The 16,448-nt window shown below is 67.7% G+C and carries 14 protein-coding genes and 1 pseudogene; 7 read left to right on the forward strand and 8 right to left on the reverse strand.

Annotated features, from left to right (window positions below):
- A pseudogene (locus Q0602_RS15150) lies at positions 1–499 on the forward strand (SulP family inorganic anion transporter); the annotation flags it as partial.
- A 76-nt stretch (positions 500–575) separates the two neighbouring features.
- On the opposite strand, the gene Q0602_RS15155 reads toward Q0602_RS15150, so the two are convergent.
- The 3 genes from Q0602_RS15155 to cra form a co-directional block, all read right to left on the reverse strand.
- Complete coding sequence (locus Q0602_RS15155) at positions 576–1,037, reverse strand: GNAT family N-acetyltransferase (protein ID WP_298845056.1); 462 nt, start codon at positions 1,035–1,037, stop codon at positions 576–578.
- Positions 1,034–2,938 carry an alkaline phosphatase family protein gene (locus Q0602_RS15160; protein WP_367276980.1) on the reverse strand — a complete coding sequence of 635 codons (1,905 nt, stop codon included), beginning with the start codon at positions 2,936–2,938 and terminating at the stop codon, positions 1,034–1,036. Before Q0602_RS15160 ends, Q0602_RS15155 begins: the two co-directional genes overlap by 4 nt.
- A gap of 89 nt (positions 2,939–3,027) precedes the next feature.
- The gene (gene cra / locus Q0602_RS15165) at positions 3,028–4,011 is read right to left on the reverse strand and encodes a catabolite repressor/activator (RefSeq protein ID WP_298845063.1); all 984 of its coding nucleotides are present in this window, start codon (positions 4,009–4,011) and stop codon (positions 3,028–3,030) included.
- Between the two features lie 279 nt (positions 4,012–4,290).
- On the opposite strand from cra, the gene ptsP reads away from it, so the two are divergent.
- The 4 genes from ptsP (at position 4,291) to Q0602_RS15185 (ending at position 10,559) form a co-directional block, all read left to right on the forward strand.
- Positions 4,291–7,188 (forward strand): phosphoenolpyruvate--protein phosphotransferase, encoded by a 2,898-nt coding sequence (gene ptsP / locus Q0602_RS15170; protein WP_298845067.1) that lies wholly within the window; start codon positions 4,291–4,293, stop codon positions 7,186–7,188.
- Positions 7,188–8,150 (forward strand): 1-phosphofructokinase, encoded by a 963-nt coding sequence (gene pfkB / locus Q0602_RS15175; RefSeq protein ID WP_298845070.1) that lies wholly within the window; start codon positions 7,188–7,190, stop codon positions 8,148–8,150. The genes ptsP and pfkB overlap by 1 nt, the downstream gene beginning before the upstream one ends.
- Positions 8,151–8,161: 11 nt before the next feature.
- Entirely contained in the window at positions 8,162–9,952 is a 1,791-nt protein-coding gene (locus Q0602_RS15180; RefSeq protein ID WP_298845107.1) for a PTS fructose-like transporter subunit IIB, read from the forward strand.
- 70 nt (positions 9,953–10,022) lie between these two features.
- Positions 10,023–10,559, forward strand: a complete 537-nt coding sequence (locus tag Q0602_RS15185) for an O-acetyl-ADP-ribose deacetylase (protein ID WP_298845073.1) — start codon at positions 10,023–10,025, stop codon at positions 10,557–10,559.
- Between the two features lie 71 nt (positions 10,560–10,630).
- On the opposite strand, the gene Q0602_RS15190 is transcribed toward Q0602_RS15185, so the two are convergent.
- From Q0602_RS15190 to folB, 4 genes are all read right to left on the reverse strand, one after another.
- Positions 10,631–11,323: a response regulator gene (locus Q0602_RS15190; RefSeq protein WP_295037042.1), complete on the reverse strand. Its 693-nt coding sequence runs from the start codon at positions 11,321–11,323 to the stop codon at positions 10,631–10,633.
- 12 nt (positions 11,324–11,335) lie between these two features.
- Positions 11,336–12,856, reverse strand: a complete 1,521-nt coding sequence (locus Q0602_RS15195) for an ATP-binding protein (protein ID WP_298845077.1) — start codon at positions 12,854–12,856, stop codon at positions 11,336–11,338.
- A gap of 185 nt (positions 12,857–13,041) precedes the next feature.
- Complete coding sequence (gene folK, locus Q0602_RS15200) at positions 13,042–13,572, reverse strand: 2-amino-4-hydroxy-6-hydroxymethyldihydropteridine diphosphokinase (RefSeq protein WP_295037037.1); 531 nt, start codon at positions 13,570–13,572, stop codon at positions 13,042–13,044.
- A complete protein-coding gene (gene folB / locus Q0602_RS15205) occupies positions 13,572–13,925 on the reverse strand; it encodes a dihydroneopterin aldolase (RefSeq protein WP_295037035.1) in 354 nt (117 codons plus the stop codon). The genes folK and folB overlap by 1 nt, the downstream gene beginning before the upstream one ends.
- A gap of 190 nt (positions 13,926–14,115) precedes the next feature.
- Here folB and Q0602_RS15210 point away from each other — a divergent pair, with 190 nt between their 5' ends.
- Positions 14,116–14,742, forward strand: a complete 627-nt coding sequence (locus Q0602_RS15210) for a glycerol-3-phosphate acyltransferase (protein ID WP_298845110.1) — start codon at positions 14,116–14,118, stop codon at positions 14,740–14,742.
- A gap of 35 nt (positions 14,743–14,777) precedes the next feature.
- Here Q0602_RS15210 and tsaD read toward each other — a convergent pair whose 3' ends face one another.
- A complete protein-coding gene (gene tsaD, locus Q0602_RS15215) occupies positions 14,778–15,818 on the reverse strand; it encodes a tRNA (adenosine(37)-N6)-threonylcarbamoyltransferase complex transferase subunit TsaD (RefSeq protein ID WP_295037033.1) in 1,041 nt (346 codons plus the stop codon).
- A 276-nt stretch (positions 15,819–16,094) separates the two neighbouring features.
- Between tsaD and rpsU the strand changes: the two genes are divergently transcribed.
- Positions 16,095–16,310, forward strand: a complete 216-nt coding sequence (gene rpsU, locus Q0602_RS15220; protein ID WP_075560838.1) for a 30S ribosomal protein S21 — start codon at positions 16,095–16,097, stop codon at positions 16,308–16,310.
- Positions 16,311–16,448 lie beyond the last annotated feature (138 nt).

Here is a 16,448-nt window from a genome sequence, read left to right on the forward strand (position 1 = left end):
GGCCACGCTGGCGGCGATCCTGCTGCACACCGGCTACAAACTGGCCAAGCCGGCGCTGTTCATGGAGCAGTATCGCGAGGGGATGCGTCGTTTCATCCCGTTCACCGTGACGGTGATCACGATTCTCGCCACCGATCTGCTGATGGGCGTGCTGGTGGGGCTGGTGTGCAGTCTCTACTTTCTGCTGCAGTCCGGCTATCGTTCGGCGATTGCCTGCACCCGGCGTGGCGATCACATGCTGCTCAAGTTCCAGCAGGACGTCTCGTTTTTGAACCGTGAGGAGATGCGCCAGTATCTCGACGCGGTGCCGGACAACGGCGAGCTGATCATCGATGCCACCGGCGCCAACTACATCGATCCGGACATTCGCGAGGATATCGACCGTTTCGTCGGCAACGCGTCTTCCCGCGGCATCGTGGTCGAGCTGCGCGATGTGGAGGGTACCTCCGGCACGTTCGGCGATGTCGAGCCGGCCCGAGGCGTGGCGCGGGCCGTTTGACCACCGGTGGTGACCCCGTCTCGACCGCCGCGCCCTTGCCGGGGTGCGGCGGTTCGCATTGGCGTGAGGCCAGCCTTCAGGAGAGCGGTTTGCGCAGGTAGATCCGCCTCAATCCGGCCTCCTCGGCGCGATGCGTCTCCACATAGCCGTAGCGCCGATAGATCGCCAGGTTCTCGTGCATCAGTTCCTGGGTGTAGAGCGTCACGTTATCGAAGCCCAGCTGTCTGGCCCGGGTCTCCGCCAGTGCCATCAGCTCGCGGCCGAATCCACGGCCCTGTGCGGCGGGAGCCACCGCCACGTTGTCGAGCAGCAGCGTGTCGGGTTTGGGGATCAGCACCAGCAGTCCGACCACCTCGTCGCCTTCCACCAGCAGATTGACGTGGCCGGCCGCGATATGACGGGCATAGCGATTGTCGCCGATATCGCGGATCGGACCGGGTGTCTTGCCGATACGCTCGACGTAATGGCCGTAGGCCGCGGTGACCAGCGCTTCCACGGCCTGCCGGTCGGTGGCGCGGGCCAGGCGTATCGCGCTCATCGGGGCTCCTTGGAGAAACGTGTGTCGCAGTCGTCTGCCCCCAGTTGCGTCACCTCGCTCGGGGCGCCGTGATCGTCCAGGCAGACCTGGCCGATACCGGCGCGATTCCACAGCCGCTCGCCTTTCGAGCGGCGCTCGGGTCGGTAAGGCTCGATCAGCATGCGGCGACGCTTGGTGAGCCAGTTGAGCGGCGACCAGGGCGCATAGAGCCAGCGATTGAGACGGTCGAACCAGTCGAGCAGCGTATCGGGGAAGGTGTTCTTGAGACCGCTGCTGGTGATCTGCCACATGCGGGGACTGTCGCGGCGCTGGCGGATGGTGATCGCATAGACGAAGGAGTAGTGGACGTCGCCGGAGAGGATCACGTAACGCTGCGGCGTGCGGCTGTGGCGCAGGATATTGAGCATGGTTTGGGCGGCGCCGGGGTGTGCCATCCAGTTCTCCGCATCGACCAGCAGCGGCTTGCCGAACCAGGTGAACACACGCTGGATGCCCTCGATCAGCTTGACGCCGAAGATCGGCGCCGGGGAGACGATGATCACCGACGGCTCCCCGAGCAGCTCCTGCTGGAACTCGCTCAGCGCCTCCCAGTCCATCAGCCCCGAGGGGTGGTGCCGGCGGCGTTCGCTGCGCCAGCGCCGGGTGCGCGTATCCAGCACGACCAGCCGAGGCGTCGACTCGATTGTATAGCCCCAGCCGGTGAAACGCAGCAGCCGGGTCACCAGCCGGTCCTGCAGCTGGCAGTCGAAAGCGCCGTCACCGCTGGCGGAGTCCAGCCATTCGCGACTGGCGCTCAGCGCTTCGGCCAGTCCATCGGGATCGTTGCCCCAGCCCTGGCAGAACAGGTACGCGATCAGGGCGTTGCCCACGATCCGGCGCGAGAAGGGGTGATCGTAGACCGCGGCCTCCCAGGCAGCGGAGAGGTTCCAGTCGTCGGTGACGTCGTGGTCGTCGAAGATCATCAGCGTGGGCAGATGGGCGAATAGGCGTGCCACGCCCGGCAGACCGGTGACGAAAGCATCGATATGCCGCTGCTCGTCGCGGTAGCGGTCCTGCTCCTCCGCGGCCAGTTGCGGCATCTCGACCTCGATCAGCCGCCAGGGTGTCGGCGACCATACCAGCAGGTACATCGCCAGCAGTTCGGCAAAGGTGATCAGGTGGTTTTCCGCGCTGGCGGTGGTGAAGATCGGCTTGCGCACGCCACCGAAGAACTTCTCGCGCAGTGCCTCGGTGGAACGGATCGCCGGCAGCAGCTCGTCACGATGATAGTAGGTCTCGTCGCGGGCGTAGAGTTCGCTGCCGCTGGCGATGTCCGTGCCTTCCAGGCATTCGTCGTAGAGGCCGAGGCGGGCGATCAACGCATGGATGGCGGCCAGCATCGGGCCAGCGACGTCGTCGGCGTAGATCTGGTCCCCGGTCAGCAGCAGTGCCGCCGGCCTGGCGGCGGCGTCTTCATGGCAGCCATCCAGCCAGCGGTCGGCGCGCACCAGGCCGTCCTCGCTGGGGTGGTGGGGTTTGCGGCAGGAGCCATGAAGCAGGTTGTCGTAGCGCGAGCGCAGCACCAGCGTGGGTAGCGGTTCGCTGCCGTAGCACAGTGACTTGCCCCAGTCGCCGATCGAGTGCCATCCGGACTCGCCACGATAGGCGAGGTCGTAGGCGATGCGGACATCCTGGGGCAGGGCGGCATCCAGCTCCAGGTCGATCAGGTAGAGGTGGGCACGGGCGCCCACCTCCACCCGTGTCGTTGCCGTTGCCAGCTCATGGGTTCGCGACGCGTCGTCGGTGATCAGGGTCAGCCGGAACTCGAGCGGGCGCGATGCGGCCAGCCACAGCACCAGTCGCTGGGGCGCCGCCCGGCGGAGTATCGGCCCGGCCAGGATGTCGGGGAGGTCGTCTGACAAGTCGCAGGTTCCTGAAAGCATCGATGGGCCAAGCATACTTCAGTCGTGGCTCCCGGCCACGCTTCCGGGGAGGATCCATCGCATCGCGTTCAGCGCCGTCGCTTGAGCGTCCTGTCGATCACGTCCAGCCCCGGCCTGTAGTCGCCACGGGCCGCTTGCATGGCTCTCGCCAGCGCCTGTTCGGCGACACGGTCGTGGTCCTGGGGCAGCGAGTTCACCTTGCAGGGCAGGAAATCGAGTAGCCGGTCGTCGCCGAAGGTGGCCAGGCGCAGGTCGGCCGGTGGGGTGCCGTGTTCGAGCAGCACGTCGAGCAGGCCGTCCATCAGGGTATAGGAGGCGGTGACGATGGCGTCCGGCAAGCCGTCGTCATCCAGCAGCCGCTGCATCAGCGAGGCACCGCTATCGTGATCGTAGCGCTCGCCGCTGAAGCAGCGGGGACGGCACCGGGGCTCGCCGGCCAGGGCATCCAGAAAGCCGCGCCGCCGCTCGGTGCTGATCGAGAGATCCGGTACGGCGTCCAGCCACACCACGTCCGTCACCTCGTCGGCCAGCACCGAACGGGTCAACATCTCGCCGGCGGCCCGACCGTTGGTCACGATGTTGACGAAGCGTTCGGGATCCAGCGGTCGGTCGATGGCGATGATCGGTAGTCCCTGCGCCAGCAGTTCGACATAGAAAGGGTCCCGGGGGCTCAAGCTGCTGGCCACCAACAGCACGTCGCAGCGCTGGGCGCGCAGGGATCTCGCGACTTCGCGCTCGCTCTGCGGGTCGTCGTCGGAACCGGCGATCAACAACTGATAGCCCTGCCGGCGCGCGCCATGCTCGAGGCGCTTGGCCAACCGTGCGTAGCTGCCGTTCTCCAGATCCGGCACGATCAGGCCCAGGGTGCGGCTGTCGCCTCCCCGCAGTGCCGCCGCCTGGGCATCGATTCGGTAGTCGTGGGCGTTGGCGACGGCCAGCACCCGTGCCATCGTGGCTTCGCTGATGCGCCTCGCCTTGGCCTGGCCGTTGAGAACATAGCTGGCGGTGGTGCGGGAAACGCCGGCCAGTCGGGCGATATCGGCAAGCTTCATGCAGGGCTCCTGCGATGTCCATGGGAGAGGGCGGCGCATTTTCACGGTCTGAACGATACCGCGTCGGGTCCTGTCGGCCCAGTCCGATTTCGGCGGCGACCGTGCCGGGACGGGCGTGAGGCGAAGGTCTAGCTTGCCAAACCGCGCGTCAGCAGAGAGCATTGGTGCCATTGAGGTGACACGATTCAGCTAGCGTCCATGAATCCGCCTGCCCCGCCGATTTCGCTGCGGCTGCGGGCCGCGTATCGTGCATCGAACGACCCACTCGGAGAGATCCTTATGTTGACCCTCCAGCCGCAAGACGCGGCGCTTGATTGCCAGGCCGACAGTTGGCAGGCGGCGCTGGATCAGGCCGCCGCCTCGTTGCACGAGGCCGGTCTGGTCGAAGCCGACTATCGCGATGCCCTGCATGCCCGCGAGGCGCAGGGCTCGACCTTCCTCGGCAGCGGTATCGCCATTCCCCACGGCACCCCGGAGAGCCGCGGGCAGATCCATCGAACCGGCGTTCGTCTGCTGCAGTTCCCGTCTGGCGTGACCTGGCACGACGGCAACCGGGTGTTCCTGCTGGTGGCGATCGCCGCCGCCAGCGACGAGCATCTCGACGTGCTGCGCCGCTTGACCCACGTCCTCGACGACGAAGGGGTCGCCGAGCGCATCGCCAACGCCGACAGCGCCGAAGCGATGGTGGCGCTGCTCGCCAAACCGCCGGCCAGGGCTCGTCTGGACGCCGGCACGCTGTGCCTGGGTTTCCCGGCGCGGGACCGTTTCGAGCTGGCGCTGGCGGCGGCGGCGCGACTGCGCCAGGCGGAGTGCGTCGATGCGCGCTTCGTCGCCGCGATCACCGAGCAGGAGCCGGTCGCGCTCGGTCAGGGGCTGTGGCTGGTGAGTGCTTCCCTCGGCGTCAGCCAGCCGGCGCTGGCGCTGGCGACACCGGAGCGGTCGTTCAGCGGTCCGAAAGGCGTGGTCAATGGCGTCTTCTGCGTCGCGGCGCAAGGCGACGTTCACCGGGCGCTGCTGGAGCGGCTGGCGGATCTGCTGGATAGCGGTGAAGGCGAGGCGCTGGTCGATGCCGATGCGGATCATGTCCTGGCGCGGTTGTCCGGCGAGTCGAGTCGTGCCGAGACCGCCCGGGCAACGCTGCTCAATGCGCATGGCCTGCACGCACGGCCTGCCAAGCTGCTGGTCCAGGCGGCCCGCGAGCAGCCGCTGCCGGTCCGCGTGCGCCTGATGGAGGGCGCGGCGGAGACGGTTTCCGCCGCCAGCCTCACCAAGGTAATCGGGCTGGGTGCCCGACGCGGTCAGACGCTGATCTTCTCCGCCGAGGGGGAGGGGGCCCAGGCGGCGCTGGCGGCGATGGTCGCCGCCGTCAAGGCCGGGCTCGGTGAGTCGGTGCGCCCGCTGGCGGATGGCGGCCTCGCCGATCATGCGTCTCGAGACAAGAGCGCGGCGCGACCGGAAGAGGCCCCGCAGGAGCCTGTCGCCGACGACACGGTACTGCCGGCCACTGCCGCCTCGCCGGGCCTGGCGATCGCGCCGGTCTTCGTGATGCGCGCGCCCAGCTTCGATTATCCCGAGCGGGCTCGCGATCTGGCGCCGGAGCAACAAGGGGATGCCGAACGCCAGCGGGAGCGTCTGGGGGCCAGCCTGAGCGAGGCGCGTGACCAGCTGCGCGCGCTGATCGGCACCGCCAAGGGCGGCGACGTGGCCGAGATTCTCTCCATGCACGCCGAGATGCTCGACGATCCCGAGCTGCACGAAGCGGCCTTCGAAGGCATGCGCGATGGCCTGAGCGCCGAAGCCGCCTGGTGGCAGGCGATCGATACCGCCGCCCGTGCCCAGGAAGTGCTGGCGGACCGCCTCCTGGCCGAACGGGCAGCGGATCTTCGTGACGTGGGCCGTCGCGTGCTCGGCGTGTTGTGCGGGGTGAAGATGCCGACACCGCCGCAGCGCCCGTACATTCTGGTCACCGACGACATCGGGCCCTCCGACGTGGCGCGTCTCGACACCGCCCAGGTGCGGGGACTGCTGACCGCCCGCGGTGGCGCCACTTCCCACAGCGCCATCCTGGCGCGGGCGCTGGGCATCCCTGCGGTGGTGGGCGCCGGCCCGCGGGCCCTGACGCTCGCCAACGACGATGAACTGATCCTCGATGGCGATCTCGGCCGGGTGATCGTGCGTCCCAGCGCGGAGCGCCGCGATCGCGCCGAACTGCGGCTCAAGGAGCTGGAGCGACTGCGCCGCGAGGCCCACGGCTCGCGATTCGAGGAGGGTCGCACGGCGGATGGCCGCCGCGTCGAGGTCGCCGCCAACCTGGGCAACACCGCCCACGCCGCGGATGCCGTCGAGCAGGGCGCCGAGGGCGTCGGGCTGTTGCGCACCGAGTTCCTGTTCATGGCGCATCCGGAGGCGCCGGATCTGGAGACCCAGATCGGTGAGTACCAACGCGCCTTCGATGCCCTCGATGGCCGTCCGCTGGTGGCGCGCACGCTGGACGTCGGTGGCGACAAGCCGCTGCCCTACTGGCCGGTGGCGGCGGAGGACAATCCGTTTCTCGGTCTGCGCGGCATCCGGCTGGCGCTGACCCGCCCCGACGTCCTCGAAACCCAGCTGCGGGCACTGTTGACCGCCGCCGGCGATCGTCCGTTGCGGATCATGTTCCCGATGGTCAAGGACGTCGACGAGTACCGCCAGGCCAGGGCAATCGTCGACCGGCTGCAGCAGGAGATCGGCGCGGCGGACGTCCAGGTCGGGGTGATGATCGAGATTCCTTCCGCAGCGCTGCTGGCGCCTAGCCTGGCGGCGGAGGTCGATTTCTTCTCCGTCGGCACCAACGACCTGACCCAGTACACCCTGGCGATCGACCGTGGCCATCCCGAGCTCTCGTCCCAGGCGGATGGCCTGCATCCGGCGGTACTGCGGCTGATCCAGATGACGGTGGATGCCGCCCATGCCGAGGGCAAGTGGGTCGGCGTCTGCGGCGAACTGGGCTCGGACGCCGCCGCGGTGCCGGTGCTGGTCGGGCTGGGGGTCGACGAGCTCTCGGTGTCGGTGCGCCAGGTACCCATGGTCAAGGCCCGCCTGCGCGGCATCACCCAGGCAACGGCGCGGCTACATGCCGAGACGGCACTGGCCCAGGCCACCAGCCAGGCCGTGCGCGATGCGCTGGAGGCACTCTGATGGCGCATGTGCTGGTGGTGACGCTCAACCCGGCGCTGGATCTGTCGATCCAGTTGCCGCGACTCGAGCCGGGGGCGGTCAATCGCACGCGGTCGTCGCATCTGGCAGCGGCCGGCAAGGGACTCAACGTTGCCCAGGTGCTGGTGGCGCTGGGCCACCGCGTGACGCTGTCGGGCTTTCTGGGCGCGGACAATGACACCGCGTTCGTCCAGGCCTGCCGGCGCGACGGCATCGAGGATGCCAGCCTGCGCCTGCCCGGCGAGACCCGGATCAACGCCAAGCTGGCCGAGGACGACGGCCGGGTGACCGACGTCAACGGCCCTGGGGTCGAGGTCTCCGGGGCCGCACTGGCCGAGCTGACCGCCGCGCTGGTCGCCTGCTGCGAGACTTCGGCGCCGTCGGCCGTGGTGGTCACCGGCAGCCTGCCGCCGGGCGTCACCGCGGCGGACTTCGCCGCGCTGATCGAAACGCTCAAGGCGAGCGGTATCCCGATCTGGGTCGATACCAGCGGGCCGGCGCTGGCGGCAGCGCTGGCGGTTTCGCCTCACGCGGTCAAGCCCAACGAGCAGGAGCTGGCCGAGTGGGCCGGCGGTCCGCTGGACGAACAGGCATCACAGCTCGATGCGGCCCGGCGGCTGCATGCGGCCGGCATCGAGGAGTCGATACTGTCGCTGGGCGCGGAGGGCACGCTGTGGATCAGCCGGCGCGGCGCATGGCGGGCGACCCCGCCCAGGGTCGAGGTCAAGAGTACGGTGGGGGCCGGCGACACCCTGCTGGCCGCGCTGCTGCATGGGGTGATCGCGGGTCAGTCACCGCAGGACGCCCTGCGCCAGGCAACGGCGCTGGCGGCAGAAGCGGTCCGGCATGTCGGCGTCGGTGATCCGCACGTCGAGGATTTCCAGCAATTACTGCAACAGACGCGTGTCACTCGCTGCGGCGACGCACGTCAGGAGGGGGCATGAACGGTGAACGCATGAACGTCATTCTGATTACGGCCTGCCCCAGCGGCATGGCGACGACCTTTCTGGCCGCGCGGCGTCTGGAGCAGGCCGCGCTGCGTCGCGGCTGGCAGCCCCGGGTGGAGATGCACGGCGAACTCGAACCGGTCGCACCGGTATCGGAACAGGCGATCGCCGAGGCGGACCTGGTCGTGGTGGCCGCCGATCGGGTGCCCGAGCCGTCGCGCTTCGTCGGCAAGCGGCTCTATCGCGCAGCGGTCCAGCAGGCGCTGCCCGATCCCGAGGCGTTTCTCGAGCGTGCCGCCCGCGAGGCGACGGCGTTCGACGCCGCCAGCGAACCTGCGAATGCCCCGGCGGTGGCCGAGGCGGAGCCTTCACGGGCCAGACGTATCGTCGCGGTGACGGCCTGCCCAACCGGGGTCGCGCACACTTTCATGGCCGCCGAGGCCCTCGAGCAGGCCGGCCGGGCGCTGGGCCACCGGATCCACGTCGAGACCCAGGGCTCCGTGGGGGCGCAGAATCCGATCGGTGAAGCGGACATCGAGGCGGCGGATATCGTGCTGCTGGCCTGTGACATCGAGGTCGACGACACCCGTTTCGCCGGCAAGCCGATCTACCGCACCTCCACCGGCAGCGCGCTCAAGCAGCCGCAGCAGACGATCCAGAAGGCCCTCGAGGAGGCGCAGGTAGAGTCGGTCGGCAGCAACAAAGGGGCCGGCGGCGAGCGCAAGAGCGCGAAGGAGCGCGGGTTCTACAAGCACCTGCTGACCGGTGTCTCGTTCATGCTGCCGATGGTGGTGGCGGGCGGGCTCTGTATCGCGCTCTCGTTCGTGTTCGGGATCAAGGCCTACGAGCAGGAAGGGACGCTGGCGGCGGCGCTGATGCAGATCGGGGGCGGTACCGCCTTCGCCTTGATGGTGCCGGTGCTGGCCGGCTATATCGCCTACTCCATCGCCGACCGTCCCGGCATCGCGCCAGGGATGATCGGCGGGATGCTGGCCTCCACCCTGGGGGCCGGTTTCATCGGCGGGATCCTCGCGGGCTTCCTGGCCGGCTACTCGGCCAGGGCGGTGACGCGCTACGTCAAGCTGCCGGCCAGCGTGGAGTCGCTCAAGCCGATCCTGATCATCCCGCTGTTGGCGAGCCTGTTCACCGGGCTGGTCATGATCTACGTGGTCGGCACCCCGGTGGCGGCGCTGCTGTCGACATTGACCACCTTCCTCAACAACATGGGGTCGACCAACGCGGTCCTGCTGGGCGTGCTGCTCGGCGCGATGATGTGCTTCGACCTGGGTGGGCCGGTCAACAAGGCAGCCTATACCTTCGGGGTGGGGCTGCTGTCGACTGAGACCTACATGCCGATGGCGGCGATCATGGCCGCGGGCATGGTGCCGCCCATCGGCATGGGGCTGGCCACGTTCCTGAGGCGCAGCCGGTTCGCCCAGGCCGAGCGAGAGGCGGGCAAGGCGTCGTTCGTGCTGGGCCTCTGCTTCATCAGCGAGGGGGCGATCCCCTTTGCCGCCAAGGATCCGCTGCGGGTGATTCCGATCTCGATGCTCGGCGGTGCGGTGACCGGGGCGCTTTCGATGTGGTTCGGCGTCAAGCTGATGGCACCCCACGGCGGTCTGTTCGTGCTGCTGATCCCGAACGCGGTCAACCTGGCGCTGCTCTACCTGGTCGCCATTGCCGCCGGCTCGGTGATCACCGGGGTCGGCTACGCACTGCTCAAGCGTGGTGAGGCGGATACGGTGCCGGTCGCCCCTGCCCCGCCCGACACCGCCGGGGTGAGTCGCCAGGCGTCCTGATTCGCGAAAGTGGGTATCGCGACCTACGTTGGTGGATGACAAGAGCGCATGTTGCCTAGCGGAGGTCGCAATGAAGATTCACTGGCAGGGCGATCGCCTGGCCGTCGCCGAGGGCGACATCACCCGGTTCGAGGGCGATGCCATCGTCAATGCCGCCAACAAGAGCCTGCAGGGCGGTGGCGGTGTCGATGGGGCGATTCACCGCGCGGCAGGCCCGCAGCTGCTCGAGGCGTGCCGGGAACTGCGGCGCACGGTCTGGCCGGACGGATTGCCCGTCGGTGAAGTGGCGATGACGCCCGGTTTCAAGCTGCCGGCGCGTCACGTCATCCATACGGTCGGGCCGGTATTCGCCAAGTCGGAAGATCGTTCCGAACTGCTGGCCGACTGCTACCGTAACGCCTTGCATCTCGCCGCCGAGCATCGGTTCGAGCGGCTGGCGTTCCCGGCCATCTCGACGGGCATCTACGGCTATCCGGCCGACGCGGCCGCTGGCATCGTGGCGGAGGTGATGCGCGAGCGGTTGCCCACGCTGCCCCGCCTGGAAGTGACGCTGGTGTTCTTCTCGGCGAGGGACGCCGAAGGCTTCCTGAAGAGCGCTTCCCTGTAGGCGCCGAAGGAAGAAGCGCTACGGCAGGGGGAGGGCCTCCCTCGTTTCCCGGGGCCGGCCGACCGCTGGCCTCACTCTTCCGGCTGGTACTTGTAGCCGACCCCGTAGACCGAGCGAATGATGTCCCGTTCCGGCCAGACGTCGGCGATCTTGCGGCGCAGTTTCTTGACGTGACTGTCGACGGTGCGCTCGGAGACGATGCGGTGGTCGCGGTACATGTGGTCCATCAACTGGTCGCGGGAGAATATCCGGCCTGGGCTGTGCATCATCACCTTGAGCAACTGGAACTCGACGGCGGTGAGATTGAGGTCCTCGCTCCCCGCCATGGCGCGCCAGCCATCCTCGTCCAGGGTCAGGTGGTCGCCTTCGCTGCCGGCGTCGTCCGCGCTCGTGATGCCATGGCTGCGGCGGAGCACGGCCTTGACGCGCGCCACCACCTCCCGGGGGCTGAAGGGTTTGCAGATGTAATCGTCGGCGCCCAGCTCGAGCCCCAGCAATCGATCCACCTCCTCGACCCGTGCGGTCAGCATGATCACCGGTATGGCGGGGAATCGCTCGCGAATCTGGCGGCACAGCGTGAGGCCGTCGGTACCGGGCAGCATCAGATCGAGCAGCACCAGCATCGGCTGGTTCTCCTCCAGCCACTCCATGACGGCGTTGCCGTGGTCGATATGATCGGAGGCATAGCCGCTCTTCGACAGGTAGTCGGCGACCAGGCGGGCGATCTTGGGTTCATCCTCGACGATCAGAATGGTGTCGTTCATCAAACCGGCTCCCTATCGATTGGTATGGCTGCCGTCGCTGCTGGCTGCTTTCCCGGCGGGAAGGCAGGGCTCGGCCGAGGATTCAGCGGGCAGGTCCAGCGGAAATGCCAGCGTCCAGCGCAATCCGCCCAGTGGCGAAGCGGAAGGTGTCAGTACGCCGCCCTGGGCCTCGATCAGCGCTCGGGCGATGGAGAGACCCAGCCCGCTGCCGCCGCTACGGCGGTTGCGTGAGCCTTCCACCCGATACAGTCGTTCGGTCAGACGCGGCAGTTCGTCGGCCGGCACCCCCGGCGGCGTATCCTCCCAGATCACTTCCGCCTTGTCGTGACGTTGCCGCAGCATGACGCGCAGCGTGCCGGGGCCGTCGGTGTAGGCAATGGTGTTGGAGAGCAGGTTGTCCCACAGTTGGCGCAGGCGCTGGCTGTCGGCGCGTACCCATACGGGCACGGTGTCGATTTCAAGGGTCAGGCCGTGGCTCTCCAGGCGCGGTTCGCTGTCCTCGAGCCGCTGAACCAGTGACTCCTCGAGATCCACCGGAACCAGGTGCATGTCCAGCGCGCCGGCGTCGCTCTGGGCGAGCAGGCGCAGATCCTCGACCAGATGCCCGAGCTGGTCGACCTCCTGTTGCAGCGACCCCAGATTGTCCGGCGACAGTGGCCGCACGCCATCCTGCATGGCTTCGATCTCGCCGCGCAGCACCGCCAGCGGCGTGCGCAGTTCATGAGCGATGTCTGCAACCCAGCGCTGCCTCGCGCGCCGGTTGGCCTCCAGCGTTTCGGCCAGCTGATTGAAATCTGCGGAGAGGCGCGACAGCTCGTCGCGACCGCGCTCGGACAGGCGCACGCTGTAGTCCCCCAGGGTCAGTCGCCGGGTCGCCAGCGTCATGAAACGGGCGCGTCGCCCCAACCACCAGGCCAGCCCACCCGCCAGCAGTAGCGAGGTGAGAAACAGCGAGCCGACGATGATCGTGAGGTTGCGCTGCTGGCGCTCGAGGAATATCTGGTCCATGCGCGCCATGAGGCGTTCCGGGGGAAGATAGCCAAGTTGCCCCACCAGCTTGTTGCCGCTGCGGATGGGAACGAAGTGCGGCTCCGGCGGTGGCGGAATGTCCAGGTCGAGATCCTGTGGTGGCGGCTTGAGCAGGGGTTCGCCGATGACGGGGTTGCTCAACTCGTCGAGCAGCACGTAGCCGCGGGCGTCGGACAGCTGTCGATCGATCCCGGTCGGAGGGTGGCGGTCGCTCGACCATAGCTGGCTGCGGACCAGGCTTTGCCAGGCGCGGGGATTGTCGCGCAGCCACTGCCAGCTCCCGCGTTGCGTCCACTGCTCTCCCAGTGCGTTGGCCAGGGTCTCGGCGCGTGTCGACTGGCTGCGTTCCAGATAATTGACGAACCCCTCGTCCAGGCTCCTCGAGACGAACACGAACACCAGGCCGCTGATCAGCACATTGGTGACCAGGATGATGGCGAAAAGCTTGAAGCTCAGGCGTGACAGTCGCGGCCAGTCACGTCGACTGCTGAGCGATAGAGACATAGGGGCAGGCTTTTTCACGTATGGTGACGGTCCCTAAGTGTGGCGCAACGCATGGCAGTGACGGTTCAGGCAATCGGCAAAGATTGTGGAGATTGTCGCACATGCCGCTGTTCTTCGAACTGCCGGCTCCGGGCTGCCTGCCCCGGTGCGTCGGGTTCGGGGCACGGTAGAGCGCGGCTTCGACATCAGGCGTCGTCGCTTCGGGATAGCCGTCGCTCGCCCCAGACGAAGTCGATCGCCCAGTGGGGCTGGTCGGCGGCGTCGAAAGATGCCCACAGTTCGGTGAACGTGAGTCCGCTGACCGGGTGCCGGTGCGTCGGCAGAAGCTCCGCCAGCGGATGAAGAACGAAAGCATAGCGGTCGATGTCTTCCCGCGGTAGCCGACGAGTGCCGTCGCCCTCGACGCTGTCGCCCCACAGCAGCAGGTCGATGTCCAGCGTGCGGGCGACGAACTTGGCCGGGCCGGCCGGGCGGCCGTTATCCCGTTCGATCGCCTTGCAGTGACGATCGATCGCCGCCGGGGAGAGTTCGGTCTCGAAGGCCACTACCATGTTGTAGAACGGGCGCTCGTCGTCGAAACCGACCGCCGGGCTCTCGAAGACCCGGGAGAGCTGCAGCGGGTGAGGCGCGGCAAGCGCCTCCAGCGCCTCCAGGGCCCGGGTCAGATGGTGCCGGCGCCGGATGTTGCTGCCCAGCCCGAGAGCGACCAGTGGCATCAGTCGACGCTGCGCTCGATGCGCACGCCCACGGCGCGCGCAGCTGCCACCGCTCCCGGCTTGCGCACGGTCAGGCGCAAATGGCGGATGCCGAACTCGTCGATCAGCAACGCCGCGACGCGCTCCGCAAACGTCTCGACCAGGCCATGGGCGTTGGCGTCGGCATAGTCGGAGAGGCGCTGGCAGATGGCGGCGTAGTCGAGCGTTTGGGAGAGATCGTCGGCACGGGCCGCCGGACGAATGTCGGTGCCAAGCTCCAGGTCCAGCTCGAGGCGTTGGCGCACCTTGCGTTCCCAATCGTAGACGCCGATCACCGTCTCCAGGCTCAAGCCTTCGATCATTACCTGATCCACGCGACCTCCTCGTCAGCGCTGATGTCCGTCAGCGTTCATCGTGCGAGCGGTGGGTCGAAGCCGACGCACCGTCCAGGGTGGCGTCGATTGTACGCGATGAGAGTGGCAGAATCAGGGCTCTCGATGATGTCCGCTCCGCGCGGTCAAGGGGAATGACGTCTTGCCTTCGATCGTTGTCACCGGCCTGCTGATGGCGGCTGGCTATCTCAGTGGCTCGCTGCTCGGCGCGATCTGGGTCTGCCGGGCCTGGGGGCTGCGCGACCCGCGCTGGGCAGGTTCGGGGAACCCGGGGTTTTCCAATGTCCTGCGGGCCTTCGGCTGGCGTCCGGCGCTGGTGACGCTGGTGATCGATGCGGTCAAGGGGGTGCCGGTGCTGTGGCTGGCCGGTGCGCTGTCGCTCTCGGTCTGGGCCCAGGGCCTGGTGGGGTTGAGCGTGCTGGTCGGGCATAGCTGCCCGGTCTGGCACCGGGGGCGAGGCGGCAAGGCGGTGGCCAGTGCGTTTGGCGTGCTGTTGATGCTGGCAACGCCGGTGGCGTTGATCTGTGCGCTGTGCTGGTTCCTGCTCGCCTGGCGAGTACGCACGGCGGCCGTGGCGTCGCTGGCGTCGGCGCTGCTTGCCCCCCTGCTGAGTTACTGGCTGGTGCCGCCGATGACGGGCGTCATCTGCGTGTTCTCGCTGCTGGTGCTGGCCCGGCACGGCTGGAACATCCGGCTGTGGCGGGAGCGGCGCCGCGAGGCCCACGAGCCGGCGCTGGCCGACCCTTTCGATGAAGAAGATGCGCTGCGTGATCGTCGCGAGGGCGATGACCGGAATTAAGCGCTGTCTGAAAAATCGGCGAGCGCAGGCATTTTTCAGACAGCGCGTGGCGCCGGGGGAGGTGTCAGTTCCGCCAGTGGCCAGCGTGGCCTCGGCTGTATGGCGTCGCTGCGCTGGCCGGCAATCAGCCGCTGCGCGCCGGCGTAGGCGATCATGGCGCCGTTGTCGGTGCAGAAACGCCCGCGTGGGTAGAATGCCCTGGCGCCCAGCCTGGCCAGCGCGATATCCAGCGTCTCGCGCAGGCGCCGATTGGCGCTGACGCCGCCGGCGACGACCAGCCTTGTCCGGCCGCTCTCCTTGAGGGCTCGCCGGCACTTGATGATCAGCGTATCGACAACGGCATCCTCGAAGGCGCGGGCGACATCGGCCCGAGCCTGATCGTCGAGGGCGCCCTGCTCGCGAAGCTGACGCAGGGCGGTCAAGGTGTGGGTCTTGAGCCCGGAAAAACTGAAGTCGAGCCCCGGTCGATCGGTCATCGGGCGGGGGAATCGAAAGCGTTCGCTGCGGCCCCGCTCGGCCAGAGCGGCGACCTGCGGGCCGCCGGGGTAGGGCAGCTCGAGCATCTTGGCGACCTTGTCGAAGGCTTCGCCGGCGGCGTCGTCGACGGATTCGCCCAGCAGGCGATAGTCGCCCAGGCCGCGCACGTCGACCAGTTGTGTATGGCCACCGGAGACCAGCAGGGCGACGAACGGAAACTCGGGCGCGGTCTCCTCCAGCATCGGTGCCAGCAGGTGGCCTTCCATGTGATGCACGCCGAGCACCGGGATGTCGAGCGCGCGTGCCATGCCGTGAGCGGTGCAGGCGCCGACCATCAGCGCGCCGACCAGTCCGGGCCCGGCGGTGTAGGCGATGGCATCCAGGTCATGCTTGGTCAGCTGCGCGTCGGCCAGCACCTGATCGACCAGTGGCAGCAGCTTGCGGGTGTGGTCGCGGGAGGCCAGCTCCGGCACTACGCCACCGAACTCGGCGTGCAGCGCCACTTGGCTGTAGAGTGCATCGGCCAGCAGCCCGCCATCGGTGTCATAGAGAGCGACGCCGGTTTCGTCGCACGAAGTTTCGATACCCAGCACGCGCATGGTCGAATCATCCGTCGGGGTCGTTGAAGGAAACGCAGAAGCGGAAGGCGCGCTAGTTTACGCCGTCGAAAAGGTATTTGCATTGGTTCGTGGGCGAGACTAGAATGCTCTGCTCTGCAGGACTGGGTCGTGCGCCCTGAAGATCCGGGATGTGGCGTGGCAGACGAGATCGGCGGGAGATTGACCATCTCTCGTGACGCCGTCTGAATCCGCCCGGATCGTCTTCTCGGGTGTGCGTTCAAACCGAACTCAATTCCCAAGGTAGGTGAGTGCTTCATGCCCGCTGTTAAAGTACGTGATAACGAGCCGTTCGACGTCGCACTGCGTCGCTTCAAACGCTCCTGCGAAAAAGCCGGGGTTCTGTCCGAAGTCCGCCGTCGCGAAACTTACGAAAAGCCCACTGCGGTTCGCAAGCGTAAAGCTGCGGCTGCCGTGAAGCGTCACGCCAAGAAGTTGCAGCGTGAACGTAAGCGTTTCGAACGCTTGTATTGATCCGTACTGCGGTGGCTTCGGTCACCCAGAGGGACGATCAAACGGCCGCCGTCTAGGTGGCCGTTTGTTTTTACCCCGCCGCCATTCATCGATGTCGGCACATGGGCAGGGCTCTCCCGGCTGGTCTATATTCAGTGG

The sequence above is a fragment of the uncultured Salinicola sp. genome, from assembly GCF_937921195.1.
Classification (GTDB): domain Bacteria; phylum Pseudomonadota; class Gammaproteobacteria; order Pseudomonadales; family Halomonadaceae; genus Salinicola.

Bases quoted from the DNA above. Each gene is read 5' to 3' on its own strand.
- Q0602_RS15155 (WP_298845056.1), bottom strand. From the start codon at position 1,037: ATGAGCGCGATACGCCTGGCCCGCGCCACCGACCGGCAGGCCGTGGAA.
- cra (WP_298845063.1), bottom strand. From the start codon at position 4,011: ATGAAGCTTGCCGATATCGCCCGACTGGCCGGCGTTTCCCGCACCACC.
- ptsP (WP_298845067.1), top strand. From the start codon at position 4,291: ATGTTGACCCTCCAGCCGCAAGACGCGGCGCTTGATTGCCAGGCCGAC.
- pfkB (WP_298845070.1), top strand. From the start codon at position 7,188: ATGGCGCATGTGCTGGTGGTGACGCTCAACCCGGCGCTGGATCTGTCG.
- Q0602_RS15180 (WP_298845107.1), top strand. From the start codon at position 8,162: ATGAACGTCATTCTGATTACGGCCTGCCCCAGCGGCATGGCGACGACC.
- Q0602_RS15185 (WP_298845073.1), top strand. From the start codon at position 10,023: ATGAAGATTCACTGGCAGGGCGATCGCCTGGCCGTCGCCGAGGGCGAC.
- Q0602_RS15190 (WP_295037042.1), bottom strand. From the start codon at position 11,323: ATGAACGACACCATTCTGATCGTCGAGGATGAACCCAAGATCGCCCGC.
- Q0602_RS15195 (WP_298845077.1), bottom strand. From the start codon at position 12,856: ATGTCTCTATCGCTCAGCAGTCGACGTGACTGGCCGCGACTGTCACGC.
- folK (WP_295037037.1), bottom strand. From the start codon at position 13,572: ATGCCACTGGTCGCTCTCGGGCTGGGCAGCAACATCCGGCGCCGGCAC.
- Q0602_RS15210 (WP_298845110.1), top strand. From the start codon at position 14,116: ATGGCGGCTGGCTATCTCAGTGGCTCGCTGCTCGGCGCGATCTGGGTC.
- tsaD (WP_295037033.1), bottom strand. From the start codon at position 15,818: ATGCGCGTGCTGGGTATCGAAACTTCGTGCGACGAAACCGGCGTCGCT.
- rpsU (WP_075560838.1), top strand. From the start codon at position 16,095: ATGCCCGCTGTTAAAGTACGTGATAACGAGCCGTTCGACGTCGCACTG.